Origin of the sequence: Shewanella avicenniae (assembly GCF_017354945.1) — a bacterium.
Taxonomy (GTDB): domain Bacteria; phylum Pseudomonadota; class Gammaproteobacteria; order Enterobacterales; family Shewanellaceae; genus Shewanella; species Shewanella avicenniae.
Map to the genome: position 1 here is coordinate 1,175,405 of NZ_CP071503.1, position 14,262 is coordinate 1,189,666.

A 14,262-nucleotide genomic window follows, 5' to 3' on the forward strand; every position below is an offset into this window, starting at 1 on the left:
TTGTTTCTGGCCTCGCAAATGGACGCTGATTGATGTGGATTTTGTTTACCCTGTTTGCCGCTTTTATGCAGGCGTGGCGCAATGCTTTTCAAAGCCAGCTAAGCCGTGATGTTAAAACGGCAGGGGTCACCCTCGCGCGCTTTATCTATGCAGGGCCATTGGCGTGGCTGTATTTAGGCGCGCTGTACCTTTGGCAACCTACGAGCCTGCCTCAGCTGTGGGGCAAAGGCGGAATGTTTATTTTGGGCGCGGCAGTGATGCAAATTGTCGCTACCGCCTTGATGGTACAGCTGTTTAAGCTGAAAAACTTTGCCGTTGGCGCTGGGTTGGCCAAGAGTGAAGCCTTGGTCGCGGCGATCCTCGGCGTGTTGTTTTTCGGGACCACGCTGACGAGCTTAGGTTGGCTTGGGGTTGTGCTTGGTACTATCGCCGTGTTTTTGCTCAGTGCGGGCAGTGCGCTGCGCAGCCTTTCGTGGCGTACCATTTTGCTTGGGCTCGCCAGTGGTGGCTGTTTTGCACTGACCTCCTTGTGGGTGCGTGAAGCAAGCTTGAATCTTCAATTACCGTTTCCGCATCGTGCTGCGTGGGTATTGGCTTTGGTGATCACTACGCAAACCCTGTTGTTGGTGGGCTGGCTATGGTTGGCAGACCGAGCCACCTTGCTGGCACTGTGGCAACGGCCGAAGCTGACAGTTGCCACCAGTGTGAGCAGTTTTCTGGGCTCATTTGGTTGGTTCAGTGCAATGTCGCTCACGGCGGTGCCTTACGTGAAGACGCTTGGCCAAGTGGAAGTGTTTTTTATGATGTTGGTGTCGTTCTTCTGGCTGAAACAGCCCGTCAAAGTCAAAGATATGAGCGGCCTTGTGCTCATCGCCATCGCCGCTATTTTAGTGTTGTGGAACTAAGCGACTAAGCGAATGCGCCAATTAATGCTGGCTTAGTTGGCGCACTTTAGTAAGCAATTGCTGGTTATAAAACAGGGTAATGCCGTGAGCATGTGCCCGCTGTACCAGATAGCCGTTGATGTAGTCAATCTCGGTTGGCCGTTGAAAGGCCACGTCTTGATGCATGGAGGAATAGTTGTCTGCTGTGAGGCTTATCACCTGTTTTACGCGCTCACTGACAAATGCGCTATCCAGCTCAATCCCTTCTAAGTTTGCCACTTGCATTAATTCAGTCAGTACCGCCGAGATGGTGTGTTGATATTTCTCGGCCGCTAACGCCCCGTTGGGAATATCTTCAATCGCGGTTAGCGGGTTGATCACCGCGTTGATGGCCAACTTGTGCCACAGCGCAGTAAGAATGTGCTCGGCAACACAACTGTCAGGCAGCGCTTTTAACAGCAGTTGTTGCAGTTCCTTGGCCATGGTTGGCCCCGCATAGTGGCCAAACTGAGTAGTGCCATTTCCGGTTTGTTTAATGCTGTGCGGGCCAAGTTTGAGTGCTGCTTGGCTGGTGGTGCCAAGCGACAAGCCGTGTTGGCCCAGTATCGGGGCGATTTCAAGGTGAGTACCAATGCCATTATGCAGCAACAAAATATGGCAGTTGGGGGATAACTTTGCTTGCCAACGGGTGAGCGCACGTCGGACTTGATAGGCCTTTAAGGTAACAATCAGTAGATCAATCTTTGGCTGTAATTCATCAGCAAGGGAAAAGGTATCGAAATGCCGCGCTTGGGTGCCGGTTTGCGTTTGCAAGGTAAAGGGTGCGCCCAGAAAGCGCTGTTCGGGTTTCACCAAGAAAAATGGGGTGTTGCCAGCAGCATCTAATTGATGTGCCAACAGTTGTCCAATTGCACCAGCACCAAGAATTGCAATATTCATCGCGATAAACGAGTCCATTGTTTGTAGCACAAGCGAGATAACCACAGTAACAGATAGAACAGCACAACGCCGCACATATCCGCAATAAAATCATGGTAATCGGCACTGCGATAAGGCAAATAGGACTGCACAACCTCGATGAGTGCACCGTAGCATGCGGTAGCGAAAAACACCAAATACCAACGAGGCTTAAAGGAAAGATAGGCCAACAAGCTCAGGCCAAAGAAACTGCCAATATGACCAACCTTATCCATGCCGGGAATATTTTGTGGGTAGCTAGGTTTGGAAAAAACTAAATAGCTCACCACAATGACAGCCAACAGAAAGGTAAATTTGAACAGTAGGGGCTTATTAATCAAGATAAAATCGAATTGTTATTGGTTGAATCCACATAATAGGCAAACCTTAGAAAGCTGTCATCCGTAAACTTTATCGAGTTCAGCAATCGGTCAAGTTGCGCTAAAATCCTTGGCTATGATTCACAAAACGTAAGAGCAAATACCAATGCCATCATTTGATATTGTGTCTGAAGTAGATGCAGTGGAACTGCGTAACGCAGTGGATAACAGTAAACGTGAACTTGACACTCGCTTCGATTTTCGTGGTAAAGAGTTTTCGGTGGAGTACAAAGATCTGGTGGTGACGCTCGCCTCAGAATCTGATTTCCAGTGCAAACAGATGGTCGACATTCTGCGTGGCCAGTTGAGTAAGCGTAATGTCGACCCCAAAGCGATGGAACTCGACGATAAAATTGTGCATACCGGTAAAACCTTTGCCCAAAAAGTAAAATTCAAGCAAGGGATTGAAACGGATACGGCCAGAAAACTGGTGAAGATGATTAAAGACAGCAAGATCAAAGTGCAAGCGCAGATCCAAGGCGATTCACTGCGGGTAATCGGCAAGAAACGCGATGACCTACAAGCGGTAATGGCATTAGTGCGTAATGCAGATATGGACCAAGCTTTCCAATTCAATAACTTCCGCGATTAATTCGCAACCGCTCAAGGTGCTGTAACTGGCAGTTTGCTTGCGAGTTACAGCCCGCGCATTCGTTTAAGCCATCTTTCTCTATTCGGCGTTATTGGGTTGAGTTGTCGAACTTAACTCGGTAACCGGCGCTTTGCTGGCCAACTTGACCAACAGTAACACCGGCAAGCCGATGATACTGGCGCTGATAAAGAAGTTCACATAACCAAAGGCGTTGACCCATTCGCCAGAAAAACCAGCGATAAACTTGGGAAATAGCAGCATGATGGACGACAGCAAGGCATATTGGGTCGCGCTGTAGCCTGTGCTGGTGAGGCTCGACAGATAGGCAATAAACGCAGCCGTTGCAACACCGCCACTGAAGTTATCAATCGCAATCGCTAGGGTCAGCAACGGCACGTTGTAACCCACTGAGGCTTGCAGCGCAAACAGCAGGTTGGTCGTCGCCACTAAAAATGCGCCGAGATAGAGAATTTTCATGGTGCCGTAACGAGCAATCATAATCCCGCCGGCAGCTGAGCCGACTAAGGTCATGATCAAGCCATAAACTTTACTTAGCGTGGCGATCTCCTCTTTGGAAAAGCCCATGTCGACATAAAACACATTGGCCATAATGCCCATCACGATATCGGAGATGCGGTAACAGGAGATCAGCAGCAGGATGATGACGGCGTGTTTGCCAAAGCGACGAAAGAAATCGATAAACGGCATCGCCACCGCCGAGTAACACCAGGCCAATAACTTCGCAATGAGTTTGGGATAACGCGCTGATAGCTCATTTCGAAGTGCAACTTCTGCTTCGGTGGCGGCGCGAGTATCTACTTGAGGTTCACGGGCAAACAGCGTGGTGACCAAACCAATCCCCATCAGACCAGCCATCACCCAATAGGCGATTTGCCAGCTGTGGAGATCATAGCCTTCAGGATTAGGCGATACCCATGCTGCGACAGTCAAAGCGCCGGCGGTGGCGATAATCATCGCACTGCGATAGCCCACCTGTGCAGCAGCGGCGAGGGCGGCTTGCATGCCCTCAGGCGCTGACTCAATCCGATAGGCATCAATCACAATATCTTGGGTGGCGGAGCTGAAGGCCACTAACAGTGCAAACACCGCCAAATGGTGCAGATCTTGAGTAGGATCGCTGCTGGCCATGCCGATAATGGCGCCAATCAACACGATTTGTGACAGTAGCATCCAACTGCGACGGCGCCCCATCAGTTTGCTTAATAGCGGTAAATGCAAGCGGTCGACCAGTGGCGCCCAAGCCCATTTAAACGCATACATCAACGCAACCCAGCTGAAATAGCCGATGGCGGCGCGGTCGACGCCTGCTTCGCGCAGCCAAAATGACAGTGTGGAAAACACCAACATTAACGGCAAACCAGAGGAGAAACCGAACAGCAGCATCAGTAACACACGTTTGTGTGCATAGACGCCAAGAGTATTTTTAATGCTGGCAACAACAGGCATGGGCAAGTTACATCATCAACTAAAGAACATTAGGGTAAGCAGCGCCGCCGAGCAGCGCAAGCATTGTGGGGAGGGACTGTGTTAGGCCGCAGAATCTTTGGATTGCAACGTCAGCGCTGGGCGAATACCGATACAGTTTTCTGGAAACTGGCCTTGGCCGACAAGGTAATTACAGCACTCCAGCATTTTGGCTGAAAGATAGCGATTGCCACGTAATACCGGTTCCGGCCAACGATGCAGTTCATGCATCAAAAACCAAAAAATCGATTCCTGCTCAGTGTGGGCATCACCGTTAAACTGATACTGTTGCCACTCTTCTAAGGTTTGCCAGATAAAGTGCTCTAACTCAGCCTCTGGCAGTTTACCTTGAAAGTAGCGCAGCCCAAAAAAGGCGAGTTGCGGTGCTTTAGTGCGGATGAATTCTTCGGCGTTCATCTTGTGCTTCCTTGTGTGATTAGGCTGAGTATAGCCAGCAACTCCAGTTTCGCCTTGCGTTGTTATTATCTTGGGAGCAAGGTCGCCTTTTTCAAAATTATTGGTGTCAATGGCACATCTTGCCATTTGAGTTCAGCGTTTTCACCAGTGGGGACTTGCGCCATTTTTTGCAATATGTCCATGCCTTGAGTGACTTCGCCAAACACCGCATAACCCCAACGTTTGGATGATGGATCCAGCTTCTTATTGTCAGCAACATTGAAGTAAAACTGCCGAATTGCTGAGTGCGGATCGTTCTCACGCGCCATGGCGATTGTACCGGTGACATTTGATAAACCATTGCCTGATTCATTCACAATCGGCTTGCCTTCTGGGCGCTCTTTATATTTCGAGTCAAGTCCACCACCTTGCACCACAAAGTCTGCGATAACACGGTGGAAGATGGTGTTGTCATATTCGCCACTGACCACGTAGGTCAGAAAGTTATCGACCGTAATTGGTGCTCGGGTGCGATCCAACTCCATGACAATTTTGCCCATGCTGGTGTCCATTTCAACCACGGGATATAAATTATCTTTTTGAATATCCACTGCCGCACAGGCAAGTTGACTGACGAGTGATAAAACGATTGCAAATAACCACTTACTCATAAGTTGTTTGTTACCGCCACTGACAGCAGCAGTACCTCCTTGTTGTTGGTGCTAAACCTTATTGTTGTAAAAACTGGTTCAATTCTGGGTCGTTGATAATCTGACCGCTAAGTTGTGTAAGCAACTTATTGATATCGAGTTCTAAACTCGCAAAATCGGCTTTAAATGGGCCTTTTAAACGACTGGTGGCCGAATATCGTTTGCTGAAAGTACGGTTTTGGTTGCTGGCATTAACCGTCAGCATCAAATGGGTATTGGCTTCAAACCCCAACATGCCTTCATCAACATCCGTCACTAACTGGTCCACTACAATTATTAGGTCGCGGCCACTGGCAGGGTCGATTTGGTAACCCGCGCGAGTGAGCGCCTGATTGAAAACACGTTCCAGCGTAATGCGCGGCGATTCGGCGGGATTCACTACCGAGGAGACTTTATCTTCTTTGATAAAGCGGGCAACGTAGCCCGAGCTGCGCAAATCTTTGCTCTTTAGCGCAACGTTAATCGGGGACAAGGTTTGCGCCGAAGCGGCAGGAATTTCAGGACTTAACACCAAGGTTTTGGGTGAGCTTGTAGCGCATCCGCTCAGCAGGGCACTTACAATAACAAAGGCAAACAACAGTCTCATAAACAAAGCTCAAACAAAGTATCAAAGTGGGCAGCATAACAGATTTCACCTGACTGACCAGCCTTGAAAGCGGGGTTGCAAGGGATTATTCAGCTGCTGACTTTTGTCACAGTTCGGTTCGCGTTAAAGTAACCGCATCATGTTGATTGGAGCTGCTACCGTGATTGATAACGATGTCGCTATCCCCCATAAACAACCTGCGCTGACCCGCGTTGCCCCTGAGCAACTCTTTGCTGCTGGCGAGCCCATTTATGGTTATTTTGATGGTCCGGTGAAGCAGCTTAATAGCGCCAGCAGTAAGCCAGTGCATCAGTCTCCATCAATAGTATCTTGGTCAACTCAATCGTCGCGACAGCTTGAAATGGTCATGCTGCAACATCAGCAGTTTCAGCTGTTATGCCGTATCAGCACCAGCCAAGCGATACCGCAAATTGTGCTATTCGATCACCTAAAACAACAAGCCAAACGGATTGCGCCGCGTCGTTTTTTTAAACGCCGCCATTGGTCAGCAAATGGTTGTGATGGTGTGAGTTCAGTGGGTGAACTCACACTATCAAAATCCCGCGGACTTTGGCAATTAGCGCTGGCGGGGCGCTCAACTAAGCTGCCATTAACCGTGAACACGGAACTTAGGCCTGCACCGTTAAGTTTGCCAATCAGTTGCTGCGGTGCGTTAACACCGCATGGCTGGGTTTACCAGCAGCAGCACCACGGTTTAGTACCGATAGGAGAGATGAAGCTGCATTACGAACCACAAGTGCTGGCTCGGATGACGGCAGGTTACAGTTACTTTTCGGGCGAAACTAGCCGAAAAGTACCTTGGCGCTGGTTGATGTTTAATGGCGAAATTGCGGGGCAAAAGGCCGGCCTTTCGCTGACCGATGGTCTGTCGGCAACGTTTCCCGGTAATGGTTTTTGGCTTGATGGTGCTCGGCATATTCTGCCTGCGGTACAACTGACCATTGCCCCGTCCGCGCGGCATTCTGGGCAATGGCGCATCGTGTCAGCATGTGGGCGGATTGAAGGTATTTTTTCGCCCAACATAGCGGTCAAATCGCCTACCGAACGCTGGCTGAGTGCACAAGCGCAGCAACTGTTTTCAGGGCGGCTGGATGTTAATCTAACCGACACCGCAGGAGTGACCCATCACATCCGTAATATGCCAGCCATCGCCGGTTGCGAGCGTTAATCTCGGTTACTGCAATCGAATTTGTAGTTTGCCGTTACAGTGCATTTAGCACGCAAATGTGGTTATCTGTAGCACTTCGCCAAACACTGCAAGGAGTTCACAGTGAAGCTGTTTATTTTCGATCATTGCCCCTACTGCGTGCGCGCAATGATGATGACCGGATGGAAAGGTCTTGATATCGAATGGGTCTATCTGCAAAACCATGATGTTGATGCACGTATACGAATGGTAGGCGCTAACATGGTGCCTATTCTTGAAAAAGCAGACGGCAGTTTTATGGGCGAGAGCCTCGACATCGTGGCCTATCTCGACAAGCTTGATGCGGCTAGCGCGTTGGCGCCGGCTGCATTTAGCAAAGAGATTCAAAGCTTTCTAGAAGAGTCGTCCTACTACAGTTGCCGCTTGTTATTTCCTCGTAACGTCAAAGTCGCCGCCGTCGATATGCCTGAGTTTGCAGAGACCGAGGCAATCGCTTGGTACAGCAAAAATAAAACCGCACTTATCAGCATGGATTTTGATGATGCCTATGCAAAATCAACTACTTATATTGCAGGTTTGGCACATTGTTGGCCGTTGCTGGATAAGGTGAGCTTGCCAACAGAGCGTAATAATCAGTTAAGTTATGACGATATTTTGTTGTTCCCAGGGTTACGTAATCTCACCTTAGTGAAGGGGCTGGTGTTCCCTGAGCGTATTCGACGCTACATTGATGAAGTAGCGCAACTTACCCACATCCGACTCTATGATGCTATTGCGATTTAGCCTTTGCTAGACGTGGTGTATTAACCAACAGAAGATAAACAAAAGCCGAGAGATTCTCGGCTTTTTGGTTTTGGTTGCTTAGTGATGCGTGGTGCGATCAGTTTTCGTGGCGTCTTACGCGATCATTGTTACCACGACTTGCCGGCTGACTTTGACGTTCCATACTCTGATTGGAACGACTGACCTGCTGGTAGTTGGGGCGACTGACTTCATGCTGTGTTGGCTGTGAACGTTCACGTTGCACATTTACCACAGGTTGCTGCGGTTGCACCCGAGTCGGCTCTACTTTAGGTGGGCGCACCTGTTCAGTTTTAAATTCGCGACTTTTAAACCCAGGTTTGGTCATCTCATCATGGCGGCCCTTATCGCGATTAAAGTCTGCTTTAAGCTCAGGCTTGGCTTGTAAGTTGTTGGCGCGCAGTTGGTTATGGGGCTCCACTGTGCCTTGATGCTGGCGTTGCTCACGTGAACGGTCGTTCAATTCGCGTTGATGACGGTCATTGCTTGGTAAGGCGCGTTGCGGTTGTTTAGGCTCATTGAGCTTGGTATGTCGCTGATCGCGTCCGTCATAGTGGCGAGCGTCCTGCAAACGATGATTACTCATGCTGTTATGCACTCGGTCAAAGTCACGACTGTCACGGTTACGTTGCAAGTGTGGCTGATAACGTTGGTTCAGCGTGGTTGAGCGATAGTGAATGCCACGGCGATGCTCTGGGCGATGCGCCCAACGTTGCCCTTCAAGTGTGTGGTGACGACGCACTGGGATGTAACGTGTATGTCTGTGGCCATAATCGACCCACACGGTACGGTCGTGCCAAAACAAGCCACCGAAGAAGAAGTTAAACGAGATATGTACGCCGCTGCCACGCCAATAAAACAGGCTGTGAGGTGCGATGACATAACCGGGAAATGGGTCCCAATAAACCGGTGGATAAGCGCCCCAGTACCAGTTGCCATAGACATAGCGGGTATCATAGTAAGGTACGTACACAACGGTTGGACTGGCTGGTACAATAACAATACGTTGCTGATCTTGCTCAACTTTGATGTTTTGCACATCCTGCAAGTTACCCGCTTTGTAGGCCGCCTGACGTAAGCTTTGAATGCTGTCCATGACTTGGCCTTCATTGGCCACAAAAGCTTCGCCGACTTTTTCAGTCCAATCCAGATCATCGCTCATTTTGTTGAGCACATCTGGGAAGGCCAATAAGGCGACAACACTGGGGTCCCATCCTTGCTTTGCGCCTTCAGTGGTTAACTGATCATTGCTCCAGCTGCTGTGTTTGTTGCGCCAGCGCTGCGCTTGCACTACTTCTAGCGGGTAGCTCGCAGCAATTAATACGTGGGTCAACAAGGTGTCTGGGTAAAGGGCAATCGGTGACATCAGCTGAGCTACTTCAGCATCACTGTAACTCGCGTCAGTTTCTGCTGCGATAGTCGGTCTGGCTAAGCCAATCGCCAGTAAGCCAAGTAGTAGCATCATGATGCTAAAACTCGCTGTTTTTGGGGTACGCATGACTGTGATCATATCCGCCTCCGCGTCGCGCATGAGGGCACCAAAATCGGTGCGTTTTTTATCAGTTCACTGACGAGCTTACGTAATGCAAGATGAACATAAGCTGAAAGCGCAAAAAAAGATCGATTTATTTTGGTAGGTGAATATTAAATTGCGCACCACCAAGTGCTTGCGAGCGTTCAATCTGCCAACTGCCTTGATAGGTTGTGAGCAAATCTTTCACAATCGCAAGGCCGACTCCGTGTCCTTTTTCATAAGTATCAGCGCGTACGCCACGTTGAAATATCGCCTCGCGTTGCTCCGGTGCTATCCCCGGACCATCATCTTCAATCACCATCAATAACTCCCCCTGGCGTTTGTTGGCGCTGAACCTGACCTGTTGTTTGGCCGCTTTACAGGCATTGTCGAGTAGGTTGCCCAGCAGCTCAGTTAGATCGCCTTCTTCACCGTAAAACAGTGGGTTATCTTCGATATTAAGGCTAATCGTCAGCGGTTTATCGCGATGGATTTTGGGGAGTGTGCGCGCCAGTTTTTCGGCTATCGGTTTCACTTCGATGCCTTGATGCCATGCCGCATTGCCTGAAGATTGTGCCCGCTTCAATTGATGGCTGATATTAGCGCTGATGTTGTGAATGGGTTCTTGTGCTTCGTCAGGGAGCTGTTTAATGCTGGATAACACCGCCAACGGCGTTTTTAGCGAATGGGCTAAATCAGACAGCGCATTACGATAACGTTGCCGTTGGCGCTGCTCATTGGAAATCAATAAGTTAATTTGTTCAGCAACTTTAGCTAATTCGCTTGGATACTGGCTATTGAGGTGTTGCTGCTTACCTTGCTCTACGGCGGCCAGCTCTTGGCGAAACCGCGATATCGGCCGTAAGGTCCACCACAGCCAACCCGCTTGAAGCAGCAATAAAATCGCCATCAAGATAAACAACCAGTGCCAGATTTTTTCGGTGAATTCGGCTTGAGTCGCGGCTAATGCTGCTTCGGTTTTAATGATATGCACTGCAAAATCGAATGCTTCATCGTTCGGCGTTGGCGCCGAAAATCCCGCACTGAAGCTGAATATAAAGTGCGGCGTGCCGTTAAAGCTCATTTCGCCAAACTGACGCTGTCCCATGGCGGGGAAGGGCAAAGGTTGCGGCAGGCTCATGCTCAGTAACGACGCTGAACGCCATAAAATTTCACCTTGCGGGTTGGTGACGAGCGCATAGAGCCCCGATTGATCGACATTAAATTGCTTATCTTGCAGTGTAGCTGGCAACACCAACTCATCGTCTTCCACTTCAGCAAGCGCGAGAATGCCGTACATCGCCGCGCTCATTTCGCTTTGTTCCGCATCGGTCATGGCTACCCGAAATGCGTCCGACAGCGCCATACCAATCAGTGGCAATAGCACCAAGTTTAACAACAGTGCGCTGGCCACAATTCGACTTTTAAGTGACAGCGATGGGTGTTTGGGCTGCGGTGACATTAGTGCGAGAGTCTCATTCTTGGCTGATTTGGTTCATGCGATAGCCTTGGCCACGCAGAGTCTCAATCAGGTTGAGCCGGTTGTCAGGATCGAGCTTTTTACGTAGCCGTCGAACAAATACCTCAATGACGTTGGAATCTAAATCAAAGTCCTGATCATACAAGTGTTCAATTAAATCGGTTTTGGACTGCACCACGCCGATATGTAAAAACAGATACTCCAATAACCGGTATTCAGAGGCGCTCAGATTGATGGTTTTATCGTTCAGGCGCACTTCGGCCGCACTGGTGTTGATGGTAATTGGGCCATTTTGACTGATCGGGCTTGCCTTACCGGCGGAGCGACGGATCAGCGCTTTCATGCGTGCAATCAACTCCATCGGATGAAACGGCTTGGTGAGGTAATCATCGGCACCTGCATCCAATCCTTCGACCTTGTCTTGCCAACTGTCTCGCGCTGTCAAAATCAGAATCGGAAAGTCGCGTTGTTCACGGCGTAATGATTCAATCACTTGAATACCATTGAGTTTAGGCAGACCAACATCGATTATCGCCGCATCGTAGGGATATTCAGTGCCTAAGAACAAGCCATCTTCACCATCAGATGCAGTATCAACGCCGTAATTCGCCTCTAACAAATGCTGCTTGAGGTTTTGCTGCAAATCGAGGTCATCTTCGACTAATAAAATGCGCATTTGTGACCTTCCTAGTTAACCGAGCCAGTGACGGCATTGACGCTGACATAAATGATGCGGCCATCATTGGTGACCAATTTGACTTTAAAGGCAGGATCGCCGCCGATTTTTTGTTTGCTGACTTTTAATACTTTGCCGCCGTAACGGCTTTTAGCCAGTTGCGCCGCTTGATTGCTGTCGGTGATACGCAGTGGTTGCGCTTGGTGTTGAGCTTCGCCTTTTTTGCCATGATCATTTTTGGCGTAACTCAGATTAGGTTGCAGTAAACACAGCAAAAGCGCGGCTATTAGATAGCTGAAACGGATAGGTTTTTTAAATAGATGCTGTGTCATAACCAAGGCTCTTAAAAGATTTGATACCAGTGTAAAAGATCCTGCGAGAGGATGAAATCTTTCCTAAAGGCTAATCCTTGCTTGTTTATTATTGGGGTTGCAGATGAACGCTTGCTGAACGTTTTTATTCATCTTTTGTTCATTAGCTCAAAGGTTTAATGACCCTAAATCTCAGGTAAGCCTAAATCTTAGGTAAGAAGGTAATGAACATGAAAACCTTAAACTATGTGGCAGTGCTGGTGGCAAGTTTAACTTTTGGATCAATGGCTAACGCAGCGGAACAAGCAACAGTCAACGTCATCGAATATGGTGTGGATCACTCTCAAGCCGCGGCTGAACGGCAAAAGTCTGTCAGTCAACTACAGCTTATGCCGCAGGCTGCGACTGAGTTGAACACCCTCAGCCGTGAACAAAAACAGGCAGAAATTTCGGCCAGCGTCGCCACTGCAAATAAATCGAAACTGCAAGCGGTGTCGAGTTTAACGCAGCACAGCTATTACCATGAGTTTTCATTTTTTAGTGCGGAAGCATATCTGCTAAGTGATGACAATTACGACGGTTTTTATCACTCGTTTTCGCTTAATTTTGATGCCGATGTTTATGGCGCTTATGCCAATGAATCTGTGCCGGTTTACGCGGTGATTTACATCAGTCGTAACGGCGGTGACTGGACTTACTTACATACAACCGATGTATTTTATCTGCAGGGTTCAAGCGCCTTTGATAGCTATGAGGTGATTACCTCGCTTGATAGTGGCTATCCGACCGATCATTACGACATCCTGATCGATTTATATGAGCTCGGCTATGATGACATTGTCGCAACCATCAGCAGTGACGACACCAACAGCCTCTATGCATTGCCGCTGCAGAGCTATAACCGCGATCAGGTTTATGATTCTGGTTATCAAGAAACCGTGGTGGTTTCTGGCGGTAGTTTGTCGGCTCTAGTGCTGTTAGGGTTAGGCCTAGTAGGATGGCGCAGACGAATCGCAGCCTAGCACTGCATATAAGCGCTGTGCATGAGCTCGGCACAAAATAGCGCACGAACAAGAAAGCCTGACGATGTCAGGCTTTCTTTTGTGGCTTGATGTTATTGAACGAGCATTACGCTTTAACGCTTCTTAAAATCACGAATTTATTATTGCTGGCAGCGGTTTGGCAGTTGCCGAATAAGCGCTTGAGTTTGACGTGATAACCTAAGTGGCGATTGCCAACGACTTGTAACATGCCGCCGACCGCGAGCCGTTTTTTGGCATCCATAAACATCTGCCACGCAATATGATCGGTAATGGCTTCGCCTTGGTGGAATGGCGGATTACATAACACCAAATCCACCTCAATTTCGGCGGGCAGATGGCTTAAACAATCATCCCAGTGAAATTGACCGCGGGCTTCATCAAGCCTATTGGCCTGCCAGCCCATTTGAGCGCTCTGGACTGCTTCAAAGGAATCGTCGACAAAATGGATTTGTGCGTCTGGATAACTGAGTGCCGCTTGCATCCCCAGAACGCCGTTTCCACAACCTAAATCAACCACTTGATTGAATTGACCTTGGGGATAGTTGTCGAGCATTAACCGTGCACCAATATCCAACTTTGTTGCGGCAAATACATTAGCGAGCCCGATAAGTTTGATGCCAGTGTCGGTTTGCCAGCGCTGGTCGGCCAAAGGAGCACGGCGTTTGCCATCAAAAACGGCGCTGATGACTCGGGTTTTCTTCCATGCGAGGCTGGCTGAGGCGCTACCAAAATGGCTTTCGATGGTGTTCAGTAATGCTTGATTAATATTTTTTGCTTTAGCGCCAATCAGTAATTGCGTCGCTGGTGCCAGCCATTGGCTGAGTTGGCGTAACTGCTCGATAAAATAATTGAGGTTTTTCGGCAGTTTCAGCAGCACTAATGCCGGGGTCATTGCAGGTGTTTGTGCTGGTGTGAGCCATTCAATGTGCGCATCACTCAGCTGATTATTGGCAAGGTTTTGCTGACAACCGAGCACACTGGTTTTGGCATCCGAAAGCCAGCTAATTTGACAGTCAGCAAACTGTTGTTTGATGCTGCATAACAGCGCGCCAAAACTGTCATTAACGATGAGGATTGGCTGATGTGCCGCCTGTTCGTCAATATGTTGTAGCAAATGCTCATCTGCCGCATCCCATGCTTGAAGATTATCATTGGCAGTCGCGGGGTAGCGGTTAAGTTGAAGCGAAACGTTGTTAAATTGAAACTGATTGATCATGAGCAAACGCGGCAAACACAGAATGGCGCGATTATCGCAGATCACAATTGGATTAGCGAATGGC

At 48.9% G+C, this 14,262-nt stretch carries 16 protein-coding genes; 5 read left to right on the forward strand and 11 right to left on the reverse strand.

The annotated features are described in order from the left end of the window. The first annotated feature begins 32 nt into the window (after nt 1-32). On the forward strand, nt 33-905 hold the full coding sequence (locus JYB87_RS05130; protein ID WP_207355824.1) for a DMT family transporter: 873 nt from the start codon (nt 33-35) through the stop codon (nt 903-905). 21 nt (nt 906-926) lie between these two features. Here the strand turns inward: JYB87_RS05130 and JYB87_RS05135 are convergent, their stop codons facing one another. Further along, nucleotides 927-1,841: a ketopantoate reductase family protein gene (locus tag JYB87_RS05135; RefSeq protein ID WP_207355825.1), complete on the reverse strand. Its 915-nt coding sequence runs from the start codon at nt 1,839-1,841 to the stop codon at nt 927-929. After that, nucleotides 1,820-2,182, reverse strand: a complete 363-nt coding sequence (locus JYB87_RS05140) for a VanZ family protein (RefSeq protein WP_228729950.1) — start codon at nt 2,180-2,182, stop codon at nt 1,820-1,822. The genes JYB87_RS05135 and JYB87_RS05140 overlap by 22 nt, the downstream gene beginning before the upstream one ends. A gap of 145 nt (nt 2,183-2,327) precedes the next feature. Between JYB87_RS05140 and JYB87_RS05145 the strand changes: the two genes are divergently transcribed. After that, nucleotides 2,328-2,813 carry a YajQ family cyclic di-GMP-binding protein gene (locus JYB87_RS05145; RefSeq protein ID WP_207355826.1) on the forward strand — a complete coding sequence of 162 codons (486 nt, stop codon included), beginning with the start codon at nt 2,328-2,330 and terminating at the stop codon, nt 2,811-2,813. A gap of 78 nt (nt 2,814-2,891) precedes the next feature. Here JYB87_RS05145 and JYB87_RS05150 read toward each other — a convergent pair whose 3' ends face one another. The 4 genes from JYB87_RS05150 to JYB87_RS05165 form a co-directional block, all read right to left on the reverse strand. Further along, complete coding sequence (locus JYB87_RS05150; protein WP_207355827.1) at nt 2,892-4,280, reverse strand: AmpG family muropeptide MFS transporter; 1,389 nt, start codon at nt 4,278-4,280, stop codon at nt 2,892-2,894. A gap of 81 nt (nt 4,281-4,361) precedes the next feature. Next, complete coding sequence (locus JYB87_RS05155) at nt 4,362-4,715, reverse strand: hypothetical protein (RefSeq protein WP_207355828.1); 354 nt, start codon at nt 4,713-4,715, stop codon at nt 4,362-4,364. Between the two features lie 65 nt (nt 4,716-4,780). Then, nucleotides 4,781-5,365, reverse strand: coding sequence for a peptidylprolyl isomerase (locus JYB87_RS05160; RefSeq protein ID WP_207355829.1), 585 nt, complete (start codon nt 5,363-5,365; stop codon nt 4,781-4,783). 58 nt (nt 5,366-5,423) lie between these two features. After that, nucleotides 5,424-5,990 carry a YajG family lipoprotein gene (locus JYB87_RS05165; RefSeq protein ID WP_207355830.1) on the reverse strand — a complete coding sequence of 189 codons (567 nt, stop codon included), beginning with the start codon at nt 5,988-5,990 and terminating at the stop codon, nt 5,424-5,426. 139 nt (nt 5,991-6,129) lie between these two features. Here JYB87_RS05165 and JYB87_RS05170 point away from each other — a divergent pair, with 139 nt between their 5' ends. Both JYB87_RS05170 and grxB read left to right on the forward strand, forming a co-directional pair. Then, nucleotides 6,130-7,179, forward strand: coding sequence for a DUF2804 family protein (locus JYB87_RS05170; RefSeq protein WP_207355831.1), 1,050 nt, complete (start codon nt 6,130-6,132; stop codon nt 7,177-7,179). A 102-nt stretch (nt 7,180-7,281) separates the two neighbouring features. Continuing rightward, a complete protein-coding gene (gene grxB, locus JYB87_RS05175) occupies nt 7,282-7,941 on the forward strand; it encodes a glutaredoxin 2 (protein WP_228729951.1) in 660 nt (219 codons plus the stop codon). A 97-nt stretch (nt 7,942-8,038) separates the two neighbouring features. Here grxB and JYB87_RS05180 read toward each other — a convergent pair whose 3' ends face one another. From JYB87_RS05180 to JYB87_RS05195, 4 genes are all read right to left on the reverse strand, one after another. Next, nucleotides 8,039-9,469, reverse strand: coding sequence for a DUF3300 domain-containing protein (locus JYB87_RS05180; protein WP_207355832.1), 1,431 nt, complete (start codon nt 9,467-9,469; stop codon nt 8,039-8,041). A gap of 115 nt (nt 9,470-9,584) precedes the next feature. Beyond that, complete coding sequence (locus tag JYB87_RS05185; protein WP_207355833.1) at nt 9,585-10,934, reverse strand: ATP-binding protein; 1,350 nt, start codon at nt 10,932-10,934, stop codon at nt 9,585-9,587. A 13-nt stretch (nt 10,935-10,947) separates the two neighbouring features. Beyond that, nucleotides 10,948-11,628: a response regulator transcription factor gene (locus JYB87_RS05190; protein ID WP_207355834.1), complete on the reverse strand. Its 681-nt coding sequence runs from the start codon at nt 11,626-11,628 to the stop codon at nt 10,948-10,950. Between the two features lie 11 nt (nt 11,629-11,639). After that, nucleotides 11,640-11,960, reverse strand: a complete 321-nt coding sequence (locus JYB87_RS05195; RefSeq protein ID WP_207355835.1) for a PepSY domain-containing protein — start codon at nt 11,958-11,960, stop codon at nt 11,640-11,642. 209 nt (nt 11,961-12,169) lie between these two features. Here JYB87_RS05195 and JYB87_RS05200 point away from each other — a divergent pair, with 209 nt between their 5' ends. Continuing rightward, the gene (locus tag JYB87_RS05200; RefSeq protein WP_207355836.1) at nt 12,170-12,961 is read left to right on the forward strand and encodes a choice-of-anchor H family protein; all 792 of its coding nucleotides are present in this window, start codon (nt 12,170-12,172) and stop codon (nt 12,959-12,961) included. A 106-nt stretch (nt 12,962-13,067) separates the two neighbouring features. On the opposite strand, the gene JYB87_RS05205 is transcribed toward JYB87_RS05200, so the two are convergent. Further along, on the reverse strand, nt 13,068-14,198 hold the full coding sequence (locus tag JYB87_RS05205) for a methyltransferase (RefSeq protein ID WP_207356602.1): 1,131 nt from the start codon (nt 14,196-14,198) through the stop codon (nt 13,068-13,070). Nucleotides 14,199-14,262 lie beyond the last annotated feature (64 nt).

Bases quoted from the DNA above. Each gene is read 5' to 3' on its own strand.
- JYB87_RS05165 (WP_207355830.1), bottom strand. From the start codon at position 5,990: ATGAGACTGTTGTTTGCCTTTGTTATTGTAAGTGCCCTGCTGAGCGGA.
- JYB87_RS05170 (WP_207355831.1), top strand. From the start codon at position 6,130: ATGTTGATTGGAGCTGCTACCGTGATTGATAACGATGTCGCTATCCCC.
- JYB87_RS05195 (WP_207355835.1), bottom strand. From the start codon at position 11,960: ATGACACAGCATCTATTTAAAAAACCTATCCGTTTCAGCTATCTAATA.
- JYB87_RS05200 (WP_207355836.1), top strand. From the start codon at position 12,170: ATGAAAACCTTAAACTATGTGGCAGTGCTGGTGGCAAGTTTAACTTTT.
- JYB87_RS05190 (WP_207355834.1), bottom strand. From the start codon at position 11,628: ATGCGCATTTTATTAGTCGAAGATGACCTCGATTTGCAGCAAAACCTC.
- JYB87_RS05160 (WP_207355829.1), bottom strand. From the start codon at position 5,365: ATGAGTAAGTGGTTATTTGCAATCGTTTTATCACTCGTCAGTCAACTT.
- JYB87_RS05185 (WP_207355833.1), bottom strand. From the start codon at position 10,934: ATGTCACCGCAGCCCAAACACCCATCGCTGTCACTTAAAAGTCGAATT.
- JYB87_RS05145 (WP_207355826.1), top strand. From the start codon at position 2,328: ATGCCATCATTTGATATTGTGTCTGAAGTAGATGCAGTGGAACTGCGT.
- JYB87_RS05180 (WP_207355832.1), bottom strand. From the start codon at position 9,469: ATGATCACAGTCATGCGTACCCCAAAAACAGCGAGTTTTAGCATCATG.
- JYB87_RS05205 (WP_207356602.1), bottom strand. From the start codon at position 14,198: ATGATCAATCAGTTTCAATTTAACAACGTTTCGCTTCAACTTAACCGC.
- JYB87_RS05155 (WP_207355828.1), bottom strand. From the start codon at position 4,715: ATGAACGCCGAAGAATTCATCCGCACTAAAGCACCGCAACTCGCCTTT.
- JYB87_RS05150 (WP_207355827.1), bottom strand. From the start codon at position 4,280: ATGCCTGTTGTTGCCAGCATTAAAAATACTCTTGGCGTCTATGCACAC.
- JYB87_RS05130 (WP_207355824.1), top strand. From the start codon at position 33: ATGTGGATTTTGTTTACCCTGTTTGCCGCTTTTATGCAGGCGTGGCGC.
- JYB87_RS05135 (WP_207355825.1), bottom strand. From the start codon at position 1,841: ATGGACTCGTTTATCGCGATGAATATTGCAATTCTTGGTGCTGGTGCA.